Raw genomic sequence first — 21,346 nt, 5'->3', positions numbered from 1 at the left:
CGCGTCGTGGCATCCGCAACAGGCACAGCGCGCAACAACGGACCGGCCCGCCGGGGGGATGCGGCTCAGATGCGGCCGCCGGAGAGGAAATGCGCGACCAGCCATCCGAGCCCGAGCACCAGCACCAGCCGTCGCAACTGCCATCCGGCCGGCTTGCCGCGCACGGCGAACACACCCCAGACCAGTTCGGAGAGGGTGTCACCGGGCTGCCGGTTGAACACCGCGGGCAGTTCGATGGCGAAGAACATCAGGATCCAGAAGATCCAGGCAGCGATATAGGGGGACATGAACGCCACCTCAAGGGAGGTTTTCGCTTCCCCTTCACTACCCGTAAAGGGAGATCGTTACCCCAGGTCGGCGGGCTGATAGCGGGCGATGAACTCCCGCTCGCGGGGGGTGAAACGGCGCACCCGCCCCGCCTCCACGTCGAACGCCACCATCACCGAGACGGCGCGCGCGTACACCTGCTCGTCGTCGCGCACCTCGTAGGCCAGCTTGAACGACGCGCTCCGCACCTCGGTGACCCAGCTCTCCACGCGCACCGGATACACCGACGGCAGCAGCGGCCGGAGATAGTCGATCTCGTGCCGGGCGACGACCATGCCGCGCACCGGCTCCTCGCCCTTGCGCACCGGGTCGCCGTGGAACATCTCCAGCCGCGCGTCCTCCAGGTATCCCAGGAACTTGACGTTGTTGACATGCCCCTGCGAGTCGATGTCGCCGAACCTGATGTGGAATTCGTAGACGTGCCGGAAGCCGGCATCGGCGGAGATCTCGCGTTGCATGCCCTCACCCGGGAGTAGCGGACGAACCGGGCCGATCGTATCCACGCCCCGCAACGGCCGCGACGCCGGCCTCGGGCTAATCCGCCACGGCGAACGGATCGGCCACGTAGCCCGCCGGGGTCGCCGCGGCCGCCGCCTTCACCAGCAGGACGAACTCCGCCAGGCACGGCAGGCACTGCGCGGCGTGCCGGCTCAGCTCCTGGATCTCCTCCTCCCGCAGCACTCCGGTGGCGGGCGTGAAGTCGCGGATGTAGGTGCAGCCGTCGGCGGGCTCGGCCCCGTCCGCCGGCCGCACCGGCACCCGCTGCCGCCGGGTGAACGCCGCCAGCATCTCGTCGATCAGGTCCGCCGCCTCCACATGCCCGGCCGCATACGCCTCCGCGTACGCCTGCGCGGCCTCGGTGACCAGATGGAACTCCTCGCGCTGAGCGCTGTAGGAGTCGCCGCAGGCCCGCTCGGCGCACCGTCCGGCGAGCAGATCGAGCGTCCGCCCCAGCCGCAGCGCCGCGTCGGCGTGGTCGTTGCGCGCGGCGACCCGGTACCACCGGGCGGCTTCCTCCAGCCCGCCCTCCCGGTCGTACCGCTCGGCCAGTTCGTACGCCGCCCGCTCCAGCTCCAACGAGTCCAGGAACGCCGCGTACCGCGCCCTGGCCAGGTCGTCGCGGTGGCGCCTGCGGTAGGCCTCCTCCAGCTCGCGCAGGCCGACGGCGAACTCGGCCTCGGGCATCGCCGCGATCGCGGACGCCGCGTCGGCCAGCAGCCGGTCAAGGTGCTCCTGCTCTTTCACGTCATCCCCTCCGCGCGCGGCGCCGCAGCGGGCCCGGCCGCCGGGCGCAGCAGTTCCGCGAGCCTCCGCCGGGCCCGGTGGACGTGGGTCTTGGCCGCCCCCTCGCTGATCCCGAGGATCTGCGCCACCTCCCCCAGCGGAAACCCCAGCAGGCAGTGCAGGGCGACCGCCTCCCGCTGGCGCCGGGGCAGCGTCCGCACCGCGTTCATCAGATCGACCCGCTCCTCGGCGCCGCCTGCGTCCACGACGACCGGCGCGGTGCCGCGCGTCACCATGTCGTCGAGCGAGGTGCACTGCTCCCGGGCCCGCGCCTGCCACCGCCGCAACATGATCGTCGCGACCCGGAACAGCCAGGCTCCGGGCTTGTCGTAGGTCATCAGCTCGTCCCAGCGGGCGCGCGCGGCCAGCATGCTCTCCTGCGCCACGTCCTCCACCCACCGCGAGTCGGACGTCTGGGCCCGCAGATACCCGGTCAGCCTCGGCATCCAGTAGCGGTAGAACTCCGCGTACGACCCCAGCGCCTCGCGACCCGCCCGGTCGGGAGGCTCCTTCCCCTCCCGCGTCACCGCGCCGCCCCGATGACGATGACGCTTCCCTTGGGCTCCCTCCAGACGGCCGCCCGGCCGTCCGTCCGGACGTGTCGCGGACACCCGCCGAGGGGGACGGCGGATGCTGTCAGAAATCCATGCACGGGCTCTCCTCGACTCCGGGGGGTGGCTTGAGACCGTGGACGGCCATTTCCACCTCATCAGTGTTACGCATATGACTGCCACCCGAGCCAGCAAAAGTTGACATCACCCCCAAATCATCCGCGCCGTCGGCCGCGTTACCCAAAACGTGACCGAAATTCGCCACCGCCATCCCCTACAAACCCGACACACCCCCAACAAACAGTCAGACCCCACAACCACTCACCACCAACCACCACTCACCACCAATACCACCCGAACCCAATTCACTTCCGACCACCCGGTCAATATCAAAATGATCATTGCCAATTCCCGAATACCATTCGGACACCCCGCAGCGTGCGAAAACAATAACCAGTGCCAGACCGTGCACTCCTCACCCGCGGCAGCCGCGCCCGCCGCGTACCGCACCGACGCCCCCAGCCGCTTACATGGAGGGATGGAGTCGAGCGAGGAGTTGACCATCGGTGAGCTGGCCGAGCGCTTCGGCCTCCCGACGCACGTACTGCGCTTCTGGGAGAGCAGGGGCCTGCTGGAACCCGCGCGGCGCGCGGGCGGTCGGCGCACCTACAAGCGGGCGGACCTGGAGCGCGTGGCACTGATCCTCATCGGCAAGGAGGCCGGCTTCACGCTGGGAGAGCTCCGCACGCTGCTGTTCTCCCCCGGCCCGGTGGACCATCGCGACCTGCTGCGCCGCCATGTCGAAGAGCTCGAACGGCGCATCGCCCGGGCACGCGCGGCCAAAGAGCTGGTCGAGCACGCGCTCGCCTGCCCGCACGGCTTCGCCGAATGCGAGCACGCCCGTAAGCGGATCGCGGCCCGTATCCCCCCTCCCCCCGGCCGAAGCTCGGCCAGCGAAGGTCACGACACAGGCACCCCCCACTGCCACCCAACCCACTGAGCGGGAACCTGCACCCCACACCCCGCCCCCACCAGCAACAATCACGCGCCGATACTGCACGCCAAGACGCTGCTCCCCGGACCGCACAGCACAACCTGCAACGTCGACGAGACCGGAGCCGAGTCCGCCCCCGTCGCCCACGCCCCCGCGGCTACTGGCTCGCCACGGCCCGGCCTCACTCCGCCGCACACCTGCCCCCTCGGCGCTGCCGAGCACGAAGGTCGCCCCACACCCCCGCCGACACGGCTGCATGGCACCGCGCCGGAGGCGGGAATCACAGCCTCGGGATCTGGTGGTTGCGGAACGCGTCGGCGAAGAACCGGTGGCCGTCGCGCACCACCGCCGCGTACTCCATCCCGACCGTCCCGCGAGCGACAGCGGTTCCGGTACCCGAGTGATCACGCTTGCAGACAGGACCACGCCCAGACCGGCCTTGGTCGTGAGCATGCCCGGCGTATCAGATCACCGCCGCATCAGGGCGCAGGCAGAGCACAACGCGCAGACCAGGCGGCGACACAGGCCGGCGTGGTCGGGCCAGGGAGAACCGGCGGGCGCGGCACACCGCGAGGATCAAGCGTCTGGTGGCTCTCGGCGCACGATGCCTTACCGGAAGTCGCGCGGGGGTGTGTTCGGGTGGTGTTCGGGGGGGCGGTTGGGACGGCGGGGACGGGGGATCGGCGGATTGCGGTCATGCCGGTGCTGATGGGGCCCGGAACCCTACTGACGCTGCAACGAACGGTGCGCGGGACCCCCTAGGCTTGACGATATGGCCGAGTACATCTACACGATGCAGCGTGTGCGCAAGGCACATGGCGACAAGGTCGTCCTGGACGACGTCACCCTGCACTTCCTGCCCGGTGCCAAGATCGGCGTGCTGGGGCCGAACGGCACCGGCAAGTCCACGCTGCTGCGGATGATGGCCGGTCTGGAGCAGCCGTCCAACGGCGAGGCGCGGCTGATGCCCGGTTACACGGTCGGGCTGCTGCAGCAGGAGCCGCCGCTGAACGAGGCGAAGACCGTCCTCGGCAACGTCGAGGAGGGCGTGGCCGAGACCAAGGCGATGCTCGACCGGTTCAACGAGATCGCCGAGAAGATGGCGACGGACTACTCCGACGAGCTGATGGAGGAGATGGGCAAGCTGCAGGAGCAGCTCGACCATCGCAACGCCTGGGACCTGGACAGCCAGCTCGAGCAGGCCATGGACGCGCTGCGCTGCCCGCCGCCGGACGCCGACGTGACCAAGCTGTCGGGCGGCGAGCGCCGCCGCGTCGCACTGTGCAAGCTGCTGCTCGAGGCACCCGACCTGCTGCTGCTGGACGAGCCCACCAACCACCTCGACGCCGAGAGCGTGCAGTGGCTGGAGGGGTACCTGGAGAAGTACGAGGGGACGGTCCTGGCCGTCACCCACGACCGGTACTTCCTCGACAACGTGGCCGGCTGGATCCTCGAGCTCGACCGCGGCCGCTGCTACCCCTACGAGGGCAACTACTCGACCTACCTGGAGAAGAAGGCCGAGCGCCTCAAGGTCGAGGGCAACAAGGACGCCAAGCGCAAGAAGCGCCTGCAGGAGGAACTGGAGTGGGTCCGCTCCAACCCCAAGGCGCGCCAGGCCAAGAGCAAGGCCCGACTGCAGCGGTACGAGGAGATGGCCGCCGAGGCGGCCAAGACCCGCAAGCTGGACTTCGAGGAGATCCAGATCCCGCCGGGTCCGCGCCTGGGCAGCACCGTGATCGTCGCCGAGAACCTCACCAAGGGGTTCGGCGACCGGCTGCTCATGGAGAACCTGTCGTTCAACCTGCCGCCGAACGGCATCGTCGGCGTGATCGGCCCGAACGGCGTCGGCAAGACCACGCTGTTCCGGATGATCGTCGGCGAGGAGCAGCCCGACTCCGGCGCCCTGCGCATCGGCGAGACGGTCAGCGTGTCGTACGTGGACCAGGGCCGCGGCGGCATCGACCCGAACAAGACCGTCTGGGAGGTGGTCTCCGACGGCCTCGACCACATCAAGGTCGGCCAGGTGGAGATGCCGTCGCGGGCGTATGTGGCGGCGTTCGGGTTCAAGGGCCCCGACCAGCAGAAGCCCGCGGGAGTGCTGTCGGGCGGTGAGCGCAACCGGCTGAACCTGGCGCTCACCCTCAAGATCGGCGGCAATGTGCTGCTGCTGGACGAGCCGACCAACGACCTGGACACCGAGACGCTCGGCTCGCTGGAGAAGGCGCTGCTGGAGTTCCCCGGCTGCGCCGTCATCACCTCGCACGACCGGTGGTTCCTGGACCGGATCGCGACCCACATCCTGGCCTGGGAAGAGGGGTCGAGCTGGTTCTGGTTCGAGGGCAACTTCGCCGACTACGAGAAGAACAAGATCGAGCGCCTGGGCGCCGAGGCGGCCCGCCCGCACCGGGTCACCCACCGCAAGCTCACCCGCGACTGATCGGCCGGGATGTGCCCCTGTCCGCCGTCCGGCAGGCAGGGGCACGTTCGCGTGCGCTCTCAGGCCGCCACCATCGTCACATGATCCGCACTGCACGAGCGGCCGTCACCAGCCGCGGCAGGACGCGACGGACGGGATCCGCGCCGCGAGGCAGTCCCCGCGTCGGGGCGTCAGGTTTCGGGGGGCTTGGGGCCGTCCACGGCGGGGAGGCAGACGCGGTCGCGGCCGGACTGCTTGGCGCGGTACAGGGCGAGGTCCGCCGCCGCCAGAAGGTCGACCAGGTCCTCGCCGTGCATGCGGAACAGCGCCACCCCCACCGAGATCGTCACGCCGACCGTGCCCTCCTCGGCGGGGACGGCCAGTCGGCGCACCCGTCCGCGCAGGCGTTCGGCGACGCGGCACGCCTCCACGGTGTCGGCGCCCGGCAGCAGCACGACGAACTCCTCGCCGCCGAACCTGCCGACCACGTCGTAGTCGCGCAGCTGGTTGCACAGCGTGCTGGCGACGCCGATCAGCACCTGATCGCCGACCAGATGGCCGTGGGTGTCGTTCACCCGCTTGAAGTAGTCGATGTCGATCAGCAGCAGGGCCACCGGCTCGTGGGTGCGCTGGGCCCGGGACAGTTCGGTGTCGGCCTCGCGCTGCCACGCCGCCGCGTTCAGCAGACCCGTCTTGGCGTCGGTGCGGGCCGCGGCCTGCAACTGCTGGTGCATCAGGCTGCGCTGCAGGAGGACGACGGGCGGCAGGGCCAGCAGCAGCAGCCACAGCGACAGGGCGCTGTTGATCGCCACGATCACGCCGACGCACAGTTCCACCACGTCCAGCAGCAGGTTCTCGCGGTTCCACAGCACCTCCCGCCAGCGGCTCTCGGGGTTGGCCGTGTACGCGGCGATCGCCACCAGCGCGAGGTTGACCACGGTGAACAGCGCGGCGCACCCGACCGCCAGCGGGATGCCGGGATAGCCGTCGATCACCCACGCGGCGCCGTGGACCAGCGGTTCGGGCACGACGAGGTGGAACAGCACCGACGCGCACGCCCCCGCCAGCGCGAGCGCCGACGTCACCATGACCCTGCGGTGCAGCAGGGTGCGCCGGACGCGGTACTGCAGCAGCAGCTGCAGCGGGATGGGGATCAGCAACACGTACACCGGCGGCAGCAGCAGCGCGACCGGCAGCCACCACGCCGACAGCAGGTCCCGCCCCACCCCGGCGGGCATGCCCAGGCGGCGGGACGCCTCGATGCAGACCGCGCCGCACACCAGCAGCGCCGTGAAGGTGACCAGATCGTGGATGCGGACGGGGGTGCTCAGCACTCCCGCCACGGCCAGCGCCAGGTGAAGGGTGACGACCCCCGACACGTAGACCGCCAGCAGGGACGGACGCCCCGGCAGCCCTGCTCGTCGCGGCGCGGGCGCCAACTCCCCACCGCGATCCTCGGCGGACGACTGCACTGCCGTCATCCTTCCCCCCAATGCATCACGTTGTGTAACACGATAATTGCAACGTGTGCGGAGCGGGTTGGAATCCGGTACCTCGGTTGCGCGCAGGCGCCTGGCCGATACGCCGCCTGCGGCCGGAGCGGTGAACACGCTATCCCCGGCATCCTCCGGAGGGGAAGAATCATGCACTGCGTTTCGCGGATCTGAGCCCGCCGTCCGCCCCGGCGGCACGGGCGCACCGCCCGATGCCCGGCGAGGCGGATCGACGCGCCGCCATGCCCGCGATCAGGGGCGGGGGCCGCAGCGCGCCGGTCTCCCCCGCACTGCCGCGGTGGCTTGGACCGCTCCGGTTCGCTCGGCCGTCGGGCGGCCGGGAACGGCGTCAATGACGGCGCCGCAAAAATCCGGAACTCGTTCTCGTCGAGTATCGCCGACCCCTGGCGGACCTCGGTCGCGCGGCGGACGCGAAGGCTGCGCCCGCGGCTTTGCTCTTTCACCCCTCGCCGCCGGCAGCAGATCGAACGCTTGCCCTGAAATCACGAGATATCAGTGCGGCATCGGGCCCATTGACGGACATCGTTTTCATGAGGCACGCGAGAATAATCCGCATAACGCCACCACCGCCACCGCACCCCCGCAGCCGCCCGTCGCGTCCGCTCACGTGACCGCAGCAAGGGCGGACAGGCCCCGCCCCGCCGTGCCGCGAAGCCCGCTGCGCGGATCCGGTCGGTTCTGGGCGACGAGCCAGCGGCCCTCCGGACGCCGTACAGGTCGTCCGCAGGCCCGGGGCGCGTGGTGGGGGCATGGACGGGTCCGGGCACGGGCCCAGGTCAGGCGGCTTCGGCGGCTTCGGCGGTGGGGTCGGCGGCGGGTTGGTCGGAGCCGCCCAGGGCCCACTGGTCGGCGACCTCCTGGGCCTCGCGGCGGTCGTCGTCGGTGAGGGCGTTGCCGCGCAGGACGGGGCGGAACTCGGCGGTGCCGCGGTTGAGGTCGTGGCCGAGCGTGCTGGCCTCGATCTCGGCGGAGAACCGCCACTGGCCGTCCTTTTCGTACTGGCGGATGCGCAGCCGGCCGGTGACCACGACGGGCTGGCCGCGCCGCAGGTCCGAGCCGTTGACGTTGTCGGCGAGATGCCGCCAGCAGTTGACCGTCAGGAACATGGTGTCCAGGTCCTGCCACTGGCCGGTGGCGCGGTCGTAGCGGCGCGGCGTGCAGGCGACCCGCAGCGACAGGAACGGGGTGCCGTTGGCGGTGACGGTGTAGTACGGGTCGGCGGCGACCCAGCCGATCACGGTGATGTGCGCCTCGTTCAACGTGGCCTCCTCTCGTGCTGTCACTCCAGCGTCGCGGAGCGCAACCGGCGAGAGAAGGCCGCCGCGCGATTGTGGATAACTCAGCCCTTGACCGCGTCGACGTGGTCGCGGAACTCGGCGCACAGCTTCAGTTCGTCGGCCACCGGGGCCAGGACCTTGGACTCGGCGACCTCGGTGATGCGTTCGCGCATGTGCTCTTCCATGCGGTCGCCGTGCTTGGCGGACTGCAGCGCCACCAGGTTGCGGCAGGCGGACGCGGTGAGCGCTCCCATGCCGAGGGTGCACACCACCAGCACGGCCACGTACGGGATCAGGCCGGTCTCGCCGAGCAGCGGGTTGCCCGACTCTCCCCCGGCGGCGCCGTACACCACCAGCAGGACGATCCACGCGACGCCGAGCACGCTCACCAGCACCAGGAAGTACTGCCAGGTCTTGACCAGCCACCACCAGCGCGGCACCTGGTTGAAGGTGGGCAGCGCCTCGCGCACCGCGGTGCCGAGCGCCTCGGGCAGTTCGGCGGCGTGGGTGCGGGCGGCGGCGCGCACCGAGCGGGCGAAGGGGGCGGGCAGGTCGGCGGTGACGCCGTCGGTGACGCCCTGCAGGGCGGTGTCGACGTCGCCCTGCTGGGCGCCGACCGGGCCGGTGAAGGCGCCGCGCAGTTCCTCGCGCAGCTCGGTGAGGCGCATGCGGCGCAGCGGGTCGCTGCGCAGCCGCGTCACCAGGGCCTGGACCGGCCAGCCGATGAAGTCGGCGGCGCGCAGCTCGTAGGCGCTCTCCATGGCCTCGGCGACGGCGGGCGCCCCGGCCGCGTCGGTGAGGGCCTGGACGAGCCCGTCGCGGCGCGGGGCGTCGACGCCGGACGGGATGTCGGCGGGCGGGCGGTGGGCGGCGAACCGCTCGGCGAGCCGGTCGATGTCGGCGGCCAGGCGCTGGGTGCGGGCGCGGCGGGCGGCGACGGTGTCCACCAGGACGTCCCGGAAGCCGCGCACGCCGTCCTCGCTCACCGCGGAGGTGGTGATGATGCGCGGGTCGGAAAGGCCCTCGGCCTCCAGCAGGCGGCGCAGGTCGGCCACGCAGTCGTCGGCCTCGCCGGGCTGCAGCCGGTCGATCTGGTTCAGCACGATGAGGGTGACGCCGGCGTGCCGGGCGAACGGGACGATGTAGTCGCGGTGCAGGGCGGCGTCGGCGTACTTCTGCGGATCGACGACCCAGACCAGCAGGTCGGCGACGGTGACGAAGCGGTCGACCTCGGCGCGGTGCACGGCCCGGATGGAGTCGTGGTCGGGCAGGTCGAGCAGCACCAGGCCCTGCAGGGAGCTGTCGGCGCGTTCCAGGTCGAGGGCGCTGGCGCGGGCGTAGCGGTGCCGCTTGTCGACGTCGAGCCAGTCGAGCAGCGGGCCGGCGCCGTCCAGGCCCCACACGCAGGCGTGCGCGCGGGACGTCATGGGGCGGCGCATGCCGGTGGGCGACAGCTCCAGCCCGCAGATGGCGTTGAACAGCGACGACTTGCCGCTGCCGGTGCCGCCGGCCAGGGTGACGACGGTGTGCTCGCCGGACAGCCGCAGCCGCTGGCCGGCGCGGTCGAGCAGGCTCCGCGCCTCGTCCAGCAGCGGCTGGTCGAGTCGGCCGGTGCCGAGGCGCACGAGCGCGTCGAGGTGGTCGAGCCGTTCGGTCAGCGCGGGCGCCGCGGCCTGCTCGGGCTCGGTGGCGGAGCCGGCCGCGGGCGGCGTCGCGCCGGAGCCCGGCGACGGGTTCACGGGGAGCGCCGAGGTGGTCATCGGGCAACCTCAAGGTCGTAGGTGGCCTGGTAGAGCTGGACGGGGACGGTCTCGTCGGGGATGCCGGCCGCGTCGAGCGCCTGCCCGAAGCGGATGGCCTCCTCGTCGAACAGCATCCCGATGCGGCTGCGCAGGTCGGCGCGGGCCTTGGCGCCCATGCCGCGCAGCGACTCGGCTCCGAACAGCGCCTTGAGCAGCCGCTGCGGCACGGCGCTGGTGCCGCCTTCGACGGCGACGTCGGCGGTGCCGTAGCCGAGCAGGCCGATCGTCAGCACCAGCGACAGGGCCTCGGTGTCGAACGAGACGAGTTTGGCGACCGAGCGCTTGGTGACGCCCTCGGTGCGGACCAGCTCGTGCACGTGGTCCTGCCAGGCGCTGACGGCGCGGGTGATGCGGCGCGACAGCTCGGGCGAGGCGTGCCCCATGTCGGCGGCGGGGCCGGCCAGCACGTGCCCGCCCGCGGGGTGTTCCCGCCACCGGGCGATGACCTGCTCGGCGGCGTGCTCGGCGGACGACTGGATGAGCGACTCCAGCCCGGCGCGCAGGGCGCTCTTGAGGGCCCGCACCCGGGTGGGGCTGCCCTTGCGACGCCGGTTGGAACGCCGGGCGCCGCGGCCGCGGATGTGCAGGGAGCGCAGCAGGTCGCCGGTGCCCGCGAAGTCCTGCCAGCGGGCCAGCACCTCGCCGCGCAGCAGCGAGCCGTTGCGGGTGGACTCGTCCAGTTCGGCCAGGGCGGTGGAGTAGGCCGACTCGACCAGCCGGGCCAGCTCGGCGCGCTGCTCGACCTGCGTCTCGACGTGCTTGGCCAGTTCGGGGACGCGGGTGCGGAAGCTGTCCAGGACGCCGGCGAGGGTGTCCTCGATGACGATGTGCCGGCCCTCGGCGTCCTCGGCCACGCCGACCAGCCATTCGCGCAGGTCCTCGACGGTCTCCTCGGGCAGCCGGGAGTCCTCGACCCGGGTCTCGGGGATGGTGAAGCGGCGCGCGTCGCCGACGCCGTGCTCGGTGAGCATCTCGGCGAAGTGGTCGACGACCTCGGCGCCCGCGCCCTGCGGCACCCGCGACAGCACGACGCCGATGGTGGCGCCGTTGTCGCGGGCGCGCTGCAGCATCTGCCACACCATGGCGTCGGCGTAGCGGGCGGCGGTGGTGACGCACAGCCACACGTCGGCGGCCGCCATCAGCTTGGTGGCGAACTCGTAGTGGTCCTCGAAGACCGAGTCGAAGTCGGGGCTGTCGAGCAGGGCCAGGCCGGGCGGCAGCGCGTCGCTGGAGATGATGACGAGCTGGTCGCCGGCGATGGCGTCGGGCGCGGGGCCGGGGACGCGGCCCATGCCGGGCAGCAGCGGCCCCTCCAGGAACCACTGGGCGTGGTCGGGGTGGCACACCAGGATGGGGCTGCTGGTGGTGGGGCGCAGCACGCCGGTGGCGCTGACACGGGACCCGACGAGCGTGTTGACCAGGGTGGACTTGCCCGCGCCGGTGGAGCCGCCGAGGACGACCAGCATGGGTGTGCCGGCCGCCTGGATGCGGGGCAGCACGTAGTCGTCGAGCTGGTTGCGGATCTGGAGTTGGGCCTCGCGGGCCTCCTCGACGCCGGGCACGTCCAGCACCAGCTCGAAGGCGCCGAGCTGGTCGCGCAGGGTGCGCAGGGCGCGGATCAGCTCGCCCTGGCGCACCGTCCCGCGGCGCCGGGCGGAAGGCGAGGCCTCGCGGCCGGACAGCGCCTCGGTCTGGGAGAGGTCCACGGCGCCGGGGGGCAGGGGCTGCTCCTGCCCGGCTGAGGCGTCCCGGGGCCGCGGCGCACCTGCGACGGGGGCGTCGTCCGGCTTTTCGGACGGCCCGCCCTTCTTCGGGGACGCGCCCTTGCCCTTGGCCGGTCTGCCGCCCCCGGACGTCCCGTCGCCGGGCCGCTCAGCGCCCGGTTCGGTGTCCGCGGGTGCGGCCGAGGAGGCGGTCTCCTCAGCGGCGACGTCCTGCCCGGAGCGCCGCCCTGGGACTCCTACGGCGCCGCTCACGTGGCACCCCGGCGGGACGCCACGGCCCAGAGGCGGCCGACCGATTCTCCCGTCAAGTACCTGGTCACGGATCCCGCCCCATGTCCGTTCGAATCATGTCGATCTCTCGTGCCACGTTCACCACATCGCCCACGACCACGATCGCCGGCGGCCGGATCCCGGCCGCGGCCATCTCACCGGCCACCGTGCCCAGCGTGGCCGTCAGCGCCTTCTGCCCCGGGAGGGTGCCTTCCTGGATCACGGCGACGGGCGTGGTGGACGAACGACCATAGCGTATGAGGGTCTCGGCGATGAGCGTCATCCGCTCCACCGCCATCAGCAGCACCAGGGTGCCGGTCGCGCGGCCGAGCGCGGGCCAGTCGACGGTGGAGGCCGGGTCGCCCGGGGGGACGTGCGCCGACACCACGTGGAACTCCTGGGTGACGCCGCGGTGGGTGACCGGGATGCCCGCGGCCGACGGCACCGCCACGGCGCTGGTGATGCCGGGCACGACCGTGACCGGGATGCCGTGCCGGGCGCAGTGCAGCACCTCCTCGGCGCCGCGGCCGAACACGAACGGGTCGCCGCCCTTGAGCCGCACCACGAAGCGGCCCTGCCGGGCGTGCTCGACGAGGTAGTCGTTGATGCGCTCCTGGGTGACGGTCCGCCCGTAGGGGATCTTGGCGGCGTCGATCACCTCGGTGTCGGCGGGCAGCTCGTCCAGCAGTTCGCGGGGGGCGAGCCGGTCGGTGACCACCACGTCGGCCTGGGCGAGCAGCTGCCGCCCGCGCACGGTGATCAGGCCGGGGTCGCCGGGGCCGCCGCCGACCAGTGCCACCCCGACCGGTTTGCGGCGGTGGTGCCGCGCTTCGAGGGTGGCGTCGCGCAGCCCGTCGACGATCGCGTCGCGCACGCCGGCGGCGTGCCGCGGGTCGCCGCCCGCCAGCACGCCCACGGTGGTGTCGCCGACCTGCCCGCTCGCCGGGGTCCAGGCGGCGGACGACTCGGCGTCGTCGGCGCGCACGCACCAGACGCGGGTCCGCTCGGCCTCGGCGGCGACGGCCGCGTTGACCTTGGCGTCGTCGGTGAGGGCCTGCACCAGCCAGGCTCCGGCGCAGTCGCCGTCGCGGTAGGGCCGCCGGTGCCAGACGATCTGCCCGGCGCCGTCCCCGCCCCGGGCGTCGACCAGGTCTTCGAGGGACGGCGTGACCTCGGGGGCGACCAGCCGCACCGCGGCGCCCGCGGCCAGCAGCGCCGGGACGCGGCGCTGAGCCACCCGGCCCCCGCCGACGACGAGGACCTTCCGTCCGCTCAGTCGCAGTCCTAGCAGGTAGGGGGGCACGTCGCTCTCTCGATCGGGGCTTGGCAGGCGTTCCGGGACGCCGGGGACGGACAAGGGTGTATGTGGATCAAAGGTACTCGGGTTGAGGTGCTCATGGAGAGTGCTCCCACCCAGTCACTCCTCGTCGCCGTCGTCACCGTGCGGGGGCTCCGCCGTCGGTGCGGCGTCCTTGCCGCTCACCCCGGCCGCGTCGAAGGTGGCGACCCGGTGCAGCACCCGGACCGCGCCCTGGACCAGCGGCAGGGCGAGCAGGGCGCCGGTGCCCTCCCCCAGCCGCAGCTCCAGGTCCACCAGAGGACGAAGCCCCAGGTGAGCAACGGTAGCCGAATGTCCGGGCTCGGCAGAACGATGTCCCGCGACACACGCCGAGAGCGCGTCGGGGCACAGCGCCGCGGCGACCAGCGCGGCGGCTCCGGCGATCACCCCGTCCAGCACGACGGGGACGCGCAGGGCGGCCGCGCCGAGCAGGAATCCGGCCAGGGCGGCGTGCTCCAGGCCGCCGACGGCGGCCAGCGCGGCGAGGGGGTCGCGTGCGGCGGCCGCGCCGTCGCCGCCGTCCAGTCCGTGGCGGGCGAGGGCGGCGCGCACGACGTCGATCTTGTGGGCGTGGGTGGCGTCGTCGATGCCGGTGCCGCGGCCGGTGACCTCTTCGGGCGGACGGCCGGTGAACGCGGCGACCAGGGCGGCCGAGGCCGTGGTGTTGGCGATGCCCATGTCGCCGGTGAGCAGGCAGCGCGCCCCGGCCGAGACCAGGTCGCGGGCGACCTCGATGCCGGTCTCGACGGCGCGGCGGGCCTGCTCGGCGGTCATCGCGGGGCCGGCGGTCATGTCGGCGGTGCCGTAGGCGACCTTGCGGGGCAGCAGCCCGGGGGCGGGGTCCAGGTCGCGGGCCACGCCGACGTCGACCACGCTGACCTCGGCGCCGACCTGGGCGGCGAACGCGTTGACGACCGCGCCGCCGGCCAGGAAGTTGGCCACCATCTGCGCGGTGACCTCCTGCGGCCAGGGGGTGACGCCCTGGGCGTGGACGCCGTGGTCGGCGGCGAAGACCGCGACGGCGGCCGGTTCGGGGACCGGCGGGGGGCAGCTCCCGGCCAGCCCGGCGAGCCGCACCGACACCTCTTCGAGGACGCCGAGGGACCCCGGCGGCTTGGTGAGCCGGGCCTGGTGGTCGCGGGCGTCGCGCATGGCGGCCCGGTCCAGGGGCCGGATGGCGGCGATGGTCTGCTCGATCAGGTCCATGGTGTCCTCTCCTGGCAGGGCGCGCCGCCCGTACCGCTCGTCGTGCACGGCCCAGGCGAGGGGGCGGCGGCGGGCCCAGCCGGTCAGGGCGAGCTGGGGCGCGGGCGGAAAGTCGGCAACGTGGCCGACGCACAGGTAGGCGACGACGTCCACGTGGCCGGGGAGGCCGAGCTCGTCGGCCAGTTCCCGTTCGTCGAAGAAGCTGACCCAGCCGACGCCGAGCCCTTCGGCGCGTGCGGCCAGCCACAGGTTCTGCACGGCGCAGGCGACCGAGTAGTGGGCGGTGCGGGGCTGGGCGTGGCGGCCGAGAGGGTTGCGGCCGCCCCGGGTGGGGTCGCAGGTGACGGCGATGTTCACCGGGGCCTCGCGGATGGCCTCGACCTTGAGCCGGTCGAACGCGGCGGCGCGCGGGGCGGTCAGGGTCTCGGCGTAGACGGCGCGCTGCCGGTCGGCCAGGGCGCCGATGCGCGCGCGCCGCTGCGGGTCGCGGATGACGATGAAGTCCCAGGGCTGGGTCAGCCCGACGGACGGGGCGCGGTGCGCGGCCTCCAGCACCCTGGTGAGGACGGCGTCGTCCACGGGGTCGGGCAGGAAGCCGGTGCGCATGTCGCGCCGTTCGGCGATCGCCCGGTAGACGGCCTGGCGCACCGGCTCCGGGTAGGGGCCGGCGGGCTCAGATGCCGAGTTCACCGAGCGCCCCCAGGAGTGCGTCGTTGGTGGCGCGGTCGCGGACGGCGACGCGCAGCCAGTCGGGGCCGAGCCCGGGGAAGGTGTCGCCGCGCCGTACGGCGTATCCGCGTTCGCGGAGCAGGGCGCGGACTCCCAGGGCGTCGGGCATGTTGAGGCACAGGAACGACGCGCGCGCCTGGGGCACCACGTACAGTCCGCGTGCGCTCAGCTCTCCGGCCAGGCGGTCGCGTTCGGCGGCCAGGTCCGCGGCCCACCGCTCCGCCTCGGCCAGTGCGGACGGTTCGCAGCACGCCTGGATCGCGACGAGGGCGGGGGTGGACACCGCCCACAGGGGCTGCGCCTCGGCCAGCCGTTCGATGAGCGCGGGTTCGGCGAGGACGTATCCGGCGCGCAGGCCCGCGAGCCCCCACGTCTTGGTGAGGCTGCGGATGACGACGACCCCCGGCGGGAGCGTCGCGGCGAGGGTCTCCGGTTCGCCGGGCACGCAGTCCATGAACGCCTCGTCCACCACCACGGTGCGGCCGGGGCGGGCCAGGGCGGCGATGGTCTCGGCCGGGTGCAGCACGGAGGTCGGGTTGGTGGGGTTGCCGACGACGACGAGGTCGGCGCCGCGGGGCACGGCGTCGGGGTCCAGAGTGAAGTCCTTGCCGAGGATCACGCGGTGCACGGCGTGCCCGGCGGCGCGCAGGGCGGCCTCGGGTTCGGTGAACTGGGGGTGGACGATCGCGGCGCGCCGCGGCCGCAGCGCCCGGGCCAGCAGCACGAACGCCTCGGCGGCGCCGGAGGTGAGCAGGACCTCCTCCACCGCGCGGCCGTGCCTGCGGGCCACCGCGCTGCGGGCCGGGCCGGGGTCGGGGTAGGCGGCGAGGTCGGCCACGGACGCGCGCAGCCGTTCGGCCAGCCACTCCGGGGGCGTGCCGGGGCGGACGTTCACCGCGAAGTCGACGAGTCCGGATGCGACCTCGGCGTCCCCGTGATGCCGCAGATCGACGTCGCCGGCACGTACAGAGCCAGCGCGTGCGGAGTCGGCACGTGCAGAGTCAACGCGTGCAGATTCAGCGCGTGCGGAGTCGGCGCGTGCGGAGTCGGCGCGCGGCGGGTCAGTGCGCATGGGCGTGTCCGTGTCCGTGGGCGGAGGGGTCGTCGGGGTGGTGGTGCGGGGTCTGGGGGGCGCCGACGCGGTCCTCGAAGCCGGGCAGGGCGACGCGGTAGACGCAGGTGTCGCAGTTCATGCGCAGATCTCCGGCGAGGGCCTCCTCGTAGCGTTCGGCCACCACGTCCGCCAGTCCGTCGCAGTCGCCGATGACGTCGGCGACGCGCACGTCCACGTCCGGGTGCGCGGCGCCGTAGGCGCGGGCCTCGTCGGCCACGCGGTCGGGGAGCACGCCCGGGAACAGGAAGTAGGGCAGCACGACGACGCGGTGTGCGCCCAGCCTCCGGCAACGTTCCAGTCCCTCGGTGACGCTGGGGCGCGCCAGGGAGATGAACGCCGGTTCCACGCACAGCAGCCCGTGCCCCTGGTCGAGGCCGGAGGCGCCGCGTCCCTCCCAGAACAGCCGGGCGACCTTGTGCACCTCGGCGTTGGCGTCGGGGTCGGTCGATCCCCGGCCGACCAGCAGCACCGCCGTGTCGGGCGTGCGGTCCGCGTCGGGCAGCACCGCGTCCAGGCGTTCCTGCAACAGGGCCAGCAGGGTCGGGTGCGGCCCCAGGGGGCGGCCGTAGCGGTACGACAGGCCGGGGTGGCGCACCAGCTCGCGTGCCATGGCCCCGGGAATGTCGCCCTTGCCGTGCCCGGCCGACACCAGCACCAGCGGCACGGCGGTCAGGGAGCGGTGGCCGCTGCCGTAGAGGTCGGCGACCGCCTCCGTCAGCGGCGGCGGGGACAGTTCGATGAACCCGCCCGCCACGTCCACCGCCATCCGGCGGCGCAACCGTTCGACGAACCTGCCGAACTCCGCGACGCCCGCCTCGTCCCGCGTACCGTGTCCGACCACCAGCATGGGCGGTTTCACTGCGTTCCCCGTTCTGCTCCGGCGCGCCCGGGGCGCGCCGCGGTCCTGTTCCTGCGCTGTCATGAGGTTTCCTGCGTTGTCACGGGGTCCCCCTCGTAGTAGAGGAGCGCGTTGGCGGCCGCCGCCGCGACCGCGGAGCCGCCCTTCTCCGAGACGTTGCTGAGCTGGGGCAGGCCGCTGGCGCGCAGCGCCTCCTTGGCCTCGGCGGCGCCGACGAACCCGACCGGCAGCCCGATGACCAGCGCGGGCGCGACCTTGCGTTCGATGATCTCGAACAGGGCGGTGGGGGCGCAGCCGACGACCCACACCGCGCCCGGGCCGACCTCGGCGTAGGAGAGGCGGACGGCGGCGGCCGAGCGGGTGATGCCCGCCGCGCGCGCCAGCCGGGCGGCGGCCGGGTCGCCGATGTGGCACAGCGTCTGGCGTTCGGTGATGCCGGCGGCGACCATGCCCACGTCGGTGACGATCGGCGCGCCCGAGCGCAGCGCCGCCAGGCCGCGCGCCAGGTGCTCTTCCGTGGTGACCAGGTCCACCGCGTACTCCAGGTCGGCGCTGGCGTGGATGACCCGTTCGGCCACGGCGCGCCACAGCGGCGGCATCGGCGACAGGTCGACGCGGGACCGCAGGATCTCGTAGGACCGCACCTCGATGGGGTGGGGCTGGCGCGCGCTCATGGGCACTCCTCGATGGCGTCGGCGGGGCATACCTCGATGCACTCGCCACAGCCGGTGCACAGCGCGTCCAGCACCTGCAGCGGCTGCCCGTGCGGGCGGATCGCGTGTTCGGGGCAGGTGAGCAGGCACGCGCCGCATCCTCGGCACCGGTCCGTGACGATCACGCCAAGCCTGTCACGGCGCGCGCCCCGGCGGCGTGCGTCCCGTCGGGGTGCGTCTGCTACGCCCATCGGTAGCCCCGGGGGGTGACGAAGCGGCCCGCCATGGCCCGGCTGCGGCTGGAGCCGACCAGGACGACGGTGTACATGTCGGCCTGCGCGGGGTCCACGTCCGCGAGCGTGGTGAGGGTGACCGACTCGTCCGGGCGGGTGGCGTTGCGGACCAGGCCCACCGGGGTGTGCGGCGGGCGGTGCCCGGCCAGGATGCGCAGCGCCTCGGCCAGTTGCCAGTCGCGGGCGCGGCTGCGCGGGTTGTAGAAGCAGACGGTGAAGTCGCCCTCGGCGGCGGCGTGGACGCGGCGTTCGATGACCTCCCAGGGTGTGTGCAGGTCCGACAGCGACACGTAGGCGTGGTCGTGCCCCAGCGGCGCGCCGAGCAGGGCGGACGCGGCCGCAGCGGCGGTGATGCCGGGAACGCCGTCGACGTCCACGGCGTGCGCGGCGCCTTCCGCGGCGAGCATCTCCAGCGCGGGGCTCGCCATCGCGTACACGCCGGCGTCGCCGGAGCCGATGAGCGCGACGGCGCGTCCGGCCGCGGCCTCCCGCACGGCGGTGCGCGCGCGTTCCTCCTCCCGGCCGAGCCCGCTGCCGAGCACGCGCGTGCCGGGGCGCAGCAGGTCGCGGACCTGGTCGAGGTACTGGTCCAGGCCGACCACGACCGACGAGCGCCGCAGCGTCTCGGCGGCGCGCGGGGTGAGCAGGTCGCGGGCGCCCGGTCCGAGCCCGACGATGCTCAGCCGCCCGCGCGGCCGCAGCCGGGCGACGGCGGCGGTGGCGTTGGCCGACTTGGTCTTCTCGGTGACCAGCTCGGCGGCGCGGCCGAAGGTGCGGGCCGCGTGCAGGGCGGCCGCCTCGGCGACGCTGGGCGTGCCGACCTCGGCCGCCACGACCGGCGACGGGTTGGGCACCTCGACGCGGGCGAGCACCTCGGCCGGGTAGGCGACGACCTGCCAGCCGCGCCGCCGCGCCGCCTCCAGGATGCCCTCCTCGTCGGCCTTGCGGTCGACGGTCGCCAGGCAGCGCACCGACTCCGCGGCCAGGCCCGGTATGTCCAGCGCCAGGCCGATCAGCTCGTCGATCTCGTCGGCGGCGACGCCGCGCGCCGACCCGACGCCGACGACCAGCGACGGGGGCCGGTAGACGAGCCGGTTGCCGAACCAGTCCTCGTGGCACACGCACTCGATCTCGGCGCCGTCGGTGACCAGGATCCCGACGGACGGACCGGCGTCGTCGAACCACGGGCGGACGTTGGGCGGCAGCGGGGGCAGCGGCCAGTCGTCGGCGCCCTCCAGCAGCACCGGCTCGCCGGACAGCACGGCCGCGCCGACGTAGGGGAGCATGTCGGGGTTGTGCACGGTGAAGCCGAGGTCGGCGCCGTAGGAGTCCAGGGGCGTGACGTTGGCCTGGTCGCTGGCGGTGGTGACGACGGGGGTGCAGCCGAGCACGCCGGCCAGCCGGTGGGTGAGCTCGTTGGCGCCGTGGTGGCCGCCGAGCAGAGCGACGGCGAACTGCATGCCCTCGTCCACGCACACCACGGCAGGGTCGGTCGCCTTGCGTTCCAGCAGCGGCGCCAGCACGCGCACCGTCGCGCCCACGGCCAGGAAGCTGACGATGGCGTCGCACGTCCGCCACGCCTCGCGCAGCCCGTCGGCGGCCTTGACGTCGGTGAACAGGCGCACCTGGCCGGGCCAGGCGGCGGCGAGCGCGTCGGCGGCGGTGCGGCCGCCCGCGGTGGCCGCGACTATGCCGATCGTCACTGTGCGCTCCTCGTGTGGCTGTCGTCCGGAAGTTCGGCGATGGTCTGGGGGCGGCGCGCCGCGCGGTGGTTGCGGGCAGAGGGCATGGGGGGCGGCTCGCGGTCGCCCCACACCACGAACACCGGGTTGGTCGCGGCCAGGCGGTGCACGTCCCCGGGCAGGGGGGACAGCCGGTTGGCCTGGAGTTGGACGGCCTGGGCGGTAAGGCCCTCGGCGGTGAGGGCGTCCAGGGTCGGCCGCAGGCGTTCCGCGGCCGCCAGCGCGACGACGACGGTGCGCAGCGCCCGGGCCGCGCACGCGCGCACCACCTGCGGCCCGCCGCCCCCGACGAACACCGCGTCGGGCTCGGGGAGGTGCTCCAGCACGCGGGGGGCCTCCCCCCGGGACACGGCGACCTTCACCCCGTGCGCGCGCACGTTGGCGCGGATGCGTTCGCACGACGCCGCGTCCCGGTCGACGGCCACCACGGCGGCGCCGAAGCGGGCGCATTCGATCGCCACGGAACCGCTGCCGGCGCCCACGTCCCACACCATGTCGCCCACGCGCGGCCCGAGCTTGGCCAGTGCGAACGCCCGCACCTCCGCCTTGGTCACCATCGAGTCGCGGTGGTCGAACGCCTCCTCCGGCAGCGCCCAGCCCGCGGGGCCCGGCGGCGTCCCGGCGATCCATCCCTTGGCGCCGACCGAACGGGACGGGTCCAGCACCAGCACGACATTGGGGTCGCGCCAGGGCCGCGTGGTGGCCTCGGCGGGACGCACGTGCACCACGCGTTCGTCGGGCTCGCCCAGGTTCTCGCACACCACGAACGTGCGGGGCGTCTGGGGGAACAGCTCGCGCGCCAGTTCGGCGGGCCCGAAGCCCGGGGCGGTCAGCACGGCGACCTTGGGGTGGGCCCGGCACGCGTTCACGGCGCGGCGCGACTGGCGTCCGTGCGCGGACACCACCAGCGCATCGTCCCAGGGCAGTCCGGCGCGCGCGAACGCCCGCGCCACCGACGACAGCGCCGGGAGCACGAGCGGGCGGTGCCCCCGCTCCCGCAGCGCCCGCACGATGCCGAAGAACCCCGGGTCGCCGCTGGCCACCACCGCGACGTTCGTCTCGGCCCCGGCGGCGTCGATCTCGTCCAGGGCGGCGGCGAGGTCGCCCAGGACGACGCGGCGGGCCGTGTCGGGAACGGGGACGGCCGCCAGGTTCCGGGCGCCGCCCACGACGAGCGCAGCGCCCTCCAGGGCGGTGCGGGCCGCGTCGGGCAGCGGCGACCCGTCGTATCCGATCACCGTGATCATGGCTT

18 protein-coding genes are annotated in these 21,346 nt (G+C 73.5%); 2 read left to right on the top strand and 16 right to left on the bottom strand.

Annotation, left to right across the window (positions count from 1 at the left end):
- Positions 1–65: 65 nt before the first annotated feature.
- From QSK22_RS18835 to QSK22_RS18820, 4 genes are all read right to left on the bottom strand, one after another.
- A complete protein-coding gene (locus QSK22_RS18835) occupies positions 66–287 on the bottom strand; it encodes a hypothetical protein (RefSeq protein WP_285495529.1) in 222 nt (73 codons plus the stop codon).
- A 57-nt stretch (positions 288–344) separates the two neighbouring features.
- Entirely contained in the window at positions 345–785 is a 441-nt protein-coding gene (locus tag QSK22_RS18830) for an acyl-CoA thioesterase (RefSeq protein ID WP_285495528.1), read from the bottom strand.
- Between the two features lie 76 nt (positions 786–861).
- Positions 862–1,572, bottom strand: coding sequence for a hypothetical protein (locus QSK22_RS18825; protein ID WP_285495527.1), 711 nt, complete (start codon positions 1,570–1,572; stop codon positions 862–864).
- Positions 1,569–2,138, bottom strand: coding sequence for an RNA polymerase sigma factor (locus QSK22_RS18820; RefSeq protein WP_285495525.1), 570 nt, complete (start codon positions 2,136–2,138; stop codon positions 1,569–1,571). Before QSK22_RS18820 ends, QSK22_RS18825 begins: the two co-directional genes overlap by 4 nt.
- A gap of 562 nt (positions 2,139–2,700) precedes the next feature.
- Here QSK22_RS18820 and QSK22_RS18815 point away from each other — a divergent pair.
- Together QSK22_RS18815 and ettA are read left to right on the top strand one after the other, a co-directional pair.
- Positions 2,701–3,162 carry a MerR family transcriptional regulator gene (locus QSK22_RS18815; protein WP_285495524.1) on the top strand — a complete coding sequence of 154 codons (462 nt, stop codon included), beginning with the start codon at positions 2,701–2,703 and terminating at the stop codon, positions 3,160–3,162.
- 766 nt (positions 3,163–3,928) lie between these two features.
- A complete protein-coding gene (ettA, locus tag QSK22_RS18810) occupies positions 3,929–5,593 on the top strand; it encodes an energy-dependent translational throttle protein EttA (RefSeq protein ID WP_285495523.1) in 1,665 nt (554 codons plus the stop codon).
- Between the two features lie 170 nt (positions 5,594–5,763).
- Here the strand turns inward: ettA and QSK22_RS18805 are convergent, their stop codons facing one another.
- The 12 genes from QSK22_RS18805 to cbiE all read right to left on the bottom strand — a co-directional run bounded on the left by QSK22_RS18805 (position 5,764) and on the right by cbiE (position 21,341).
- Positions 5,764–7,053, bottom strand: coding sequence for a GGDEF domain-containing protein (locus QSK22_RS18805; RefSeq protein ID WP_285495522.1), 1,290 nt, complete (start codon positions 7,051–7,053; stop codon positions 5,764–5,766).
- An 809-nt stretch (positions 7,054–7,862) separates the two neighbouring features.
- On the bottom strand, positions 7,863–8,345 hold the full coding sequence (ssb, locus tag QSK22_RS18800; RefSeq protein ID WP_285495521.1) for a single-stranded DNA-binding protein: 483 nt from the start codon (positions 8,343–8,345) through the stop codon (positions 7,863–7,865).
- An 80-nt stretch (positions 8,346–8,425) separates the two neighbouring features.
- Entirely contained in the window at positions 8,426–10,123 is a 1,698-nt protein-coding gene (locus tag QSK22_RS18795; RefSeq protein WP_285495520.1) for a GTPase family protein, read from the bottom strand.
- A complete protein-coding gene (locus QSK22_RS18790) occupies positions 10,120–12,141 on the bottom strand; it encodes a GTPase family protein (RefSeq protein WP_285495519.1) in 2,022 nt (673 codons plus the stop codon). Before QSK22_RS18790 ends, QSK22_RS18795 begins: the two co-directional genes overlap by 4 nt.
- Positions 12,142–12,205: 64 nt before the next feature.
- Positions 12,206–13,462: a uroporphyrinogen-III C-methyltransferase gene (cobA, locus tag QSK22_RS18785; RefSeq protein WP_285495518.1), complete on the bottom strand. Its 1,257-nt coding sequence runs from the start codon at positions 13,460–13,462 to the stop codon at positions 12,206–12,208.
- A 114-nt stretch (positions 13,463–13,576) separates the two neighbouring features.
- Positions 13,577–15,394: a nicotinate-nucleotide--dimethylbenzimidazole phosphoribosyltransferase gene (gene cobT, locus QSK22_RS18780; RefSeq protein WP_502872330.1), complete on the bottom strand. Its 1,818-nt coding sequence runs from the start codon at positions 15,392–15,394 to the stop codon at positions 13,577–13,579.
- The gene (gene cobC / locus QSK22_RS18775; protein WP_285495577.1) at positions 15,378–16,379 is read right to left on the bottom strand and encodes an Rv2231c family histidinol phosphate aminotransferase CobC; all 1,002 of its coding nucleotides are present in this window, start codon (positions 16,377–16,379) and stop codon (positions 15,378–15,380) included. The genes cobT and cobC overlap by 17 nt, the downstream gene beginning before the upstream one ends.
- Positions 16,380–16,494: 115 nt before the next feature.
- A complete protein-coding gene (locus QSK22_RS18770) occupies positions 16,495–17,394 on the bottom strand; it encodes a sirohydrochlorin chelatase (RefSeq protein ID WP_285495517.1) in 900 nt (299 codons plus the stop codon).
- A gap of 71 nt (positions 17,395–17,465) precedes the next feature.
- Positions 17,466–18,080 (bottom strand): precorrin-8X methylmutase, encoded by a 615-nt coding sequence (locus QSK22_RS18765; RefSeq protein ID WP_285495515.1) that lies wholly within the window; start codon positions 18,078–18,080, stop codon positions 17,466–17,468.
- Positions 18,077–18,244, bottom strand: coding sequence for a ferredoxin family protein (locus QSK22_RS18760; RefSeq protein WP_285495514.1), 168 nt, complete (start codon positions 18,242–18,244; stop codon positions 18,077–18,079). The genes QSK22_RS18765 and QSK22_RS18760 overlap by 4 nt, the downstream gene beginning before the upstream one ends.
- Positions 18,245–18,300: 56 nt before the next feature.
- Positions 18,301–20,055, bottom strand: coding sequence for a precorrin-3B C(17)-methyltransferase (gene cobJ / locus QSK22_RS18755; protein WP_285495513.1), 1,755 nt, complete (start codon positions 20,053–20,055; stop codon positions 18,301–18,303).
- A complete protein-coding gene (gene cbiE, locus QSK22_RS18750) occupies positions 20,052–21,341 on the bottom strand; it encodes a precorrin-6y C5,15-methyltransferase (decarboxylating) subunit CbiE (protein ID WP_285495511.1) in 1,290 nt (429 codons plus the stop codon). Before cbiE ends, cobJ begins: the two co-directional genes overlap by 4 nt.
- Between the last annotated feature and the right edge of the window lie 5 nt (positions 21,342–21,346).

This window comes from Actinomadura sp. NBRC 104425, from assembly GCF_030269545.1.
Lineage (GTDB): Bacteria > Actinomycetota > Actinomycetes > Streptosporangiales > Streptosporangiaceae > Spirillospora > Spirillospora keratinilytica.
Note: the sequence above shows the minus strand (reverse complement) of the source record. Positions and strands in the feature narration are given on the sequence as shown.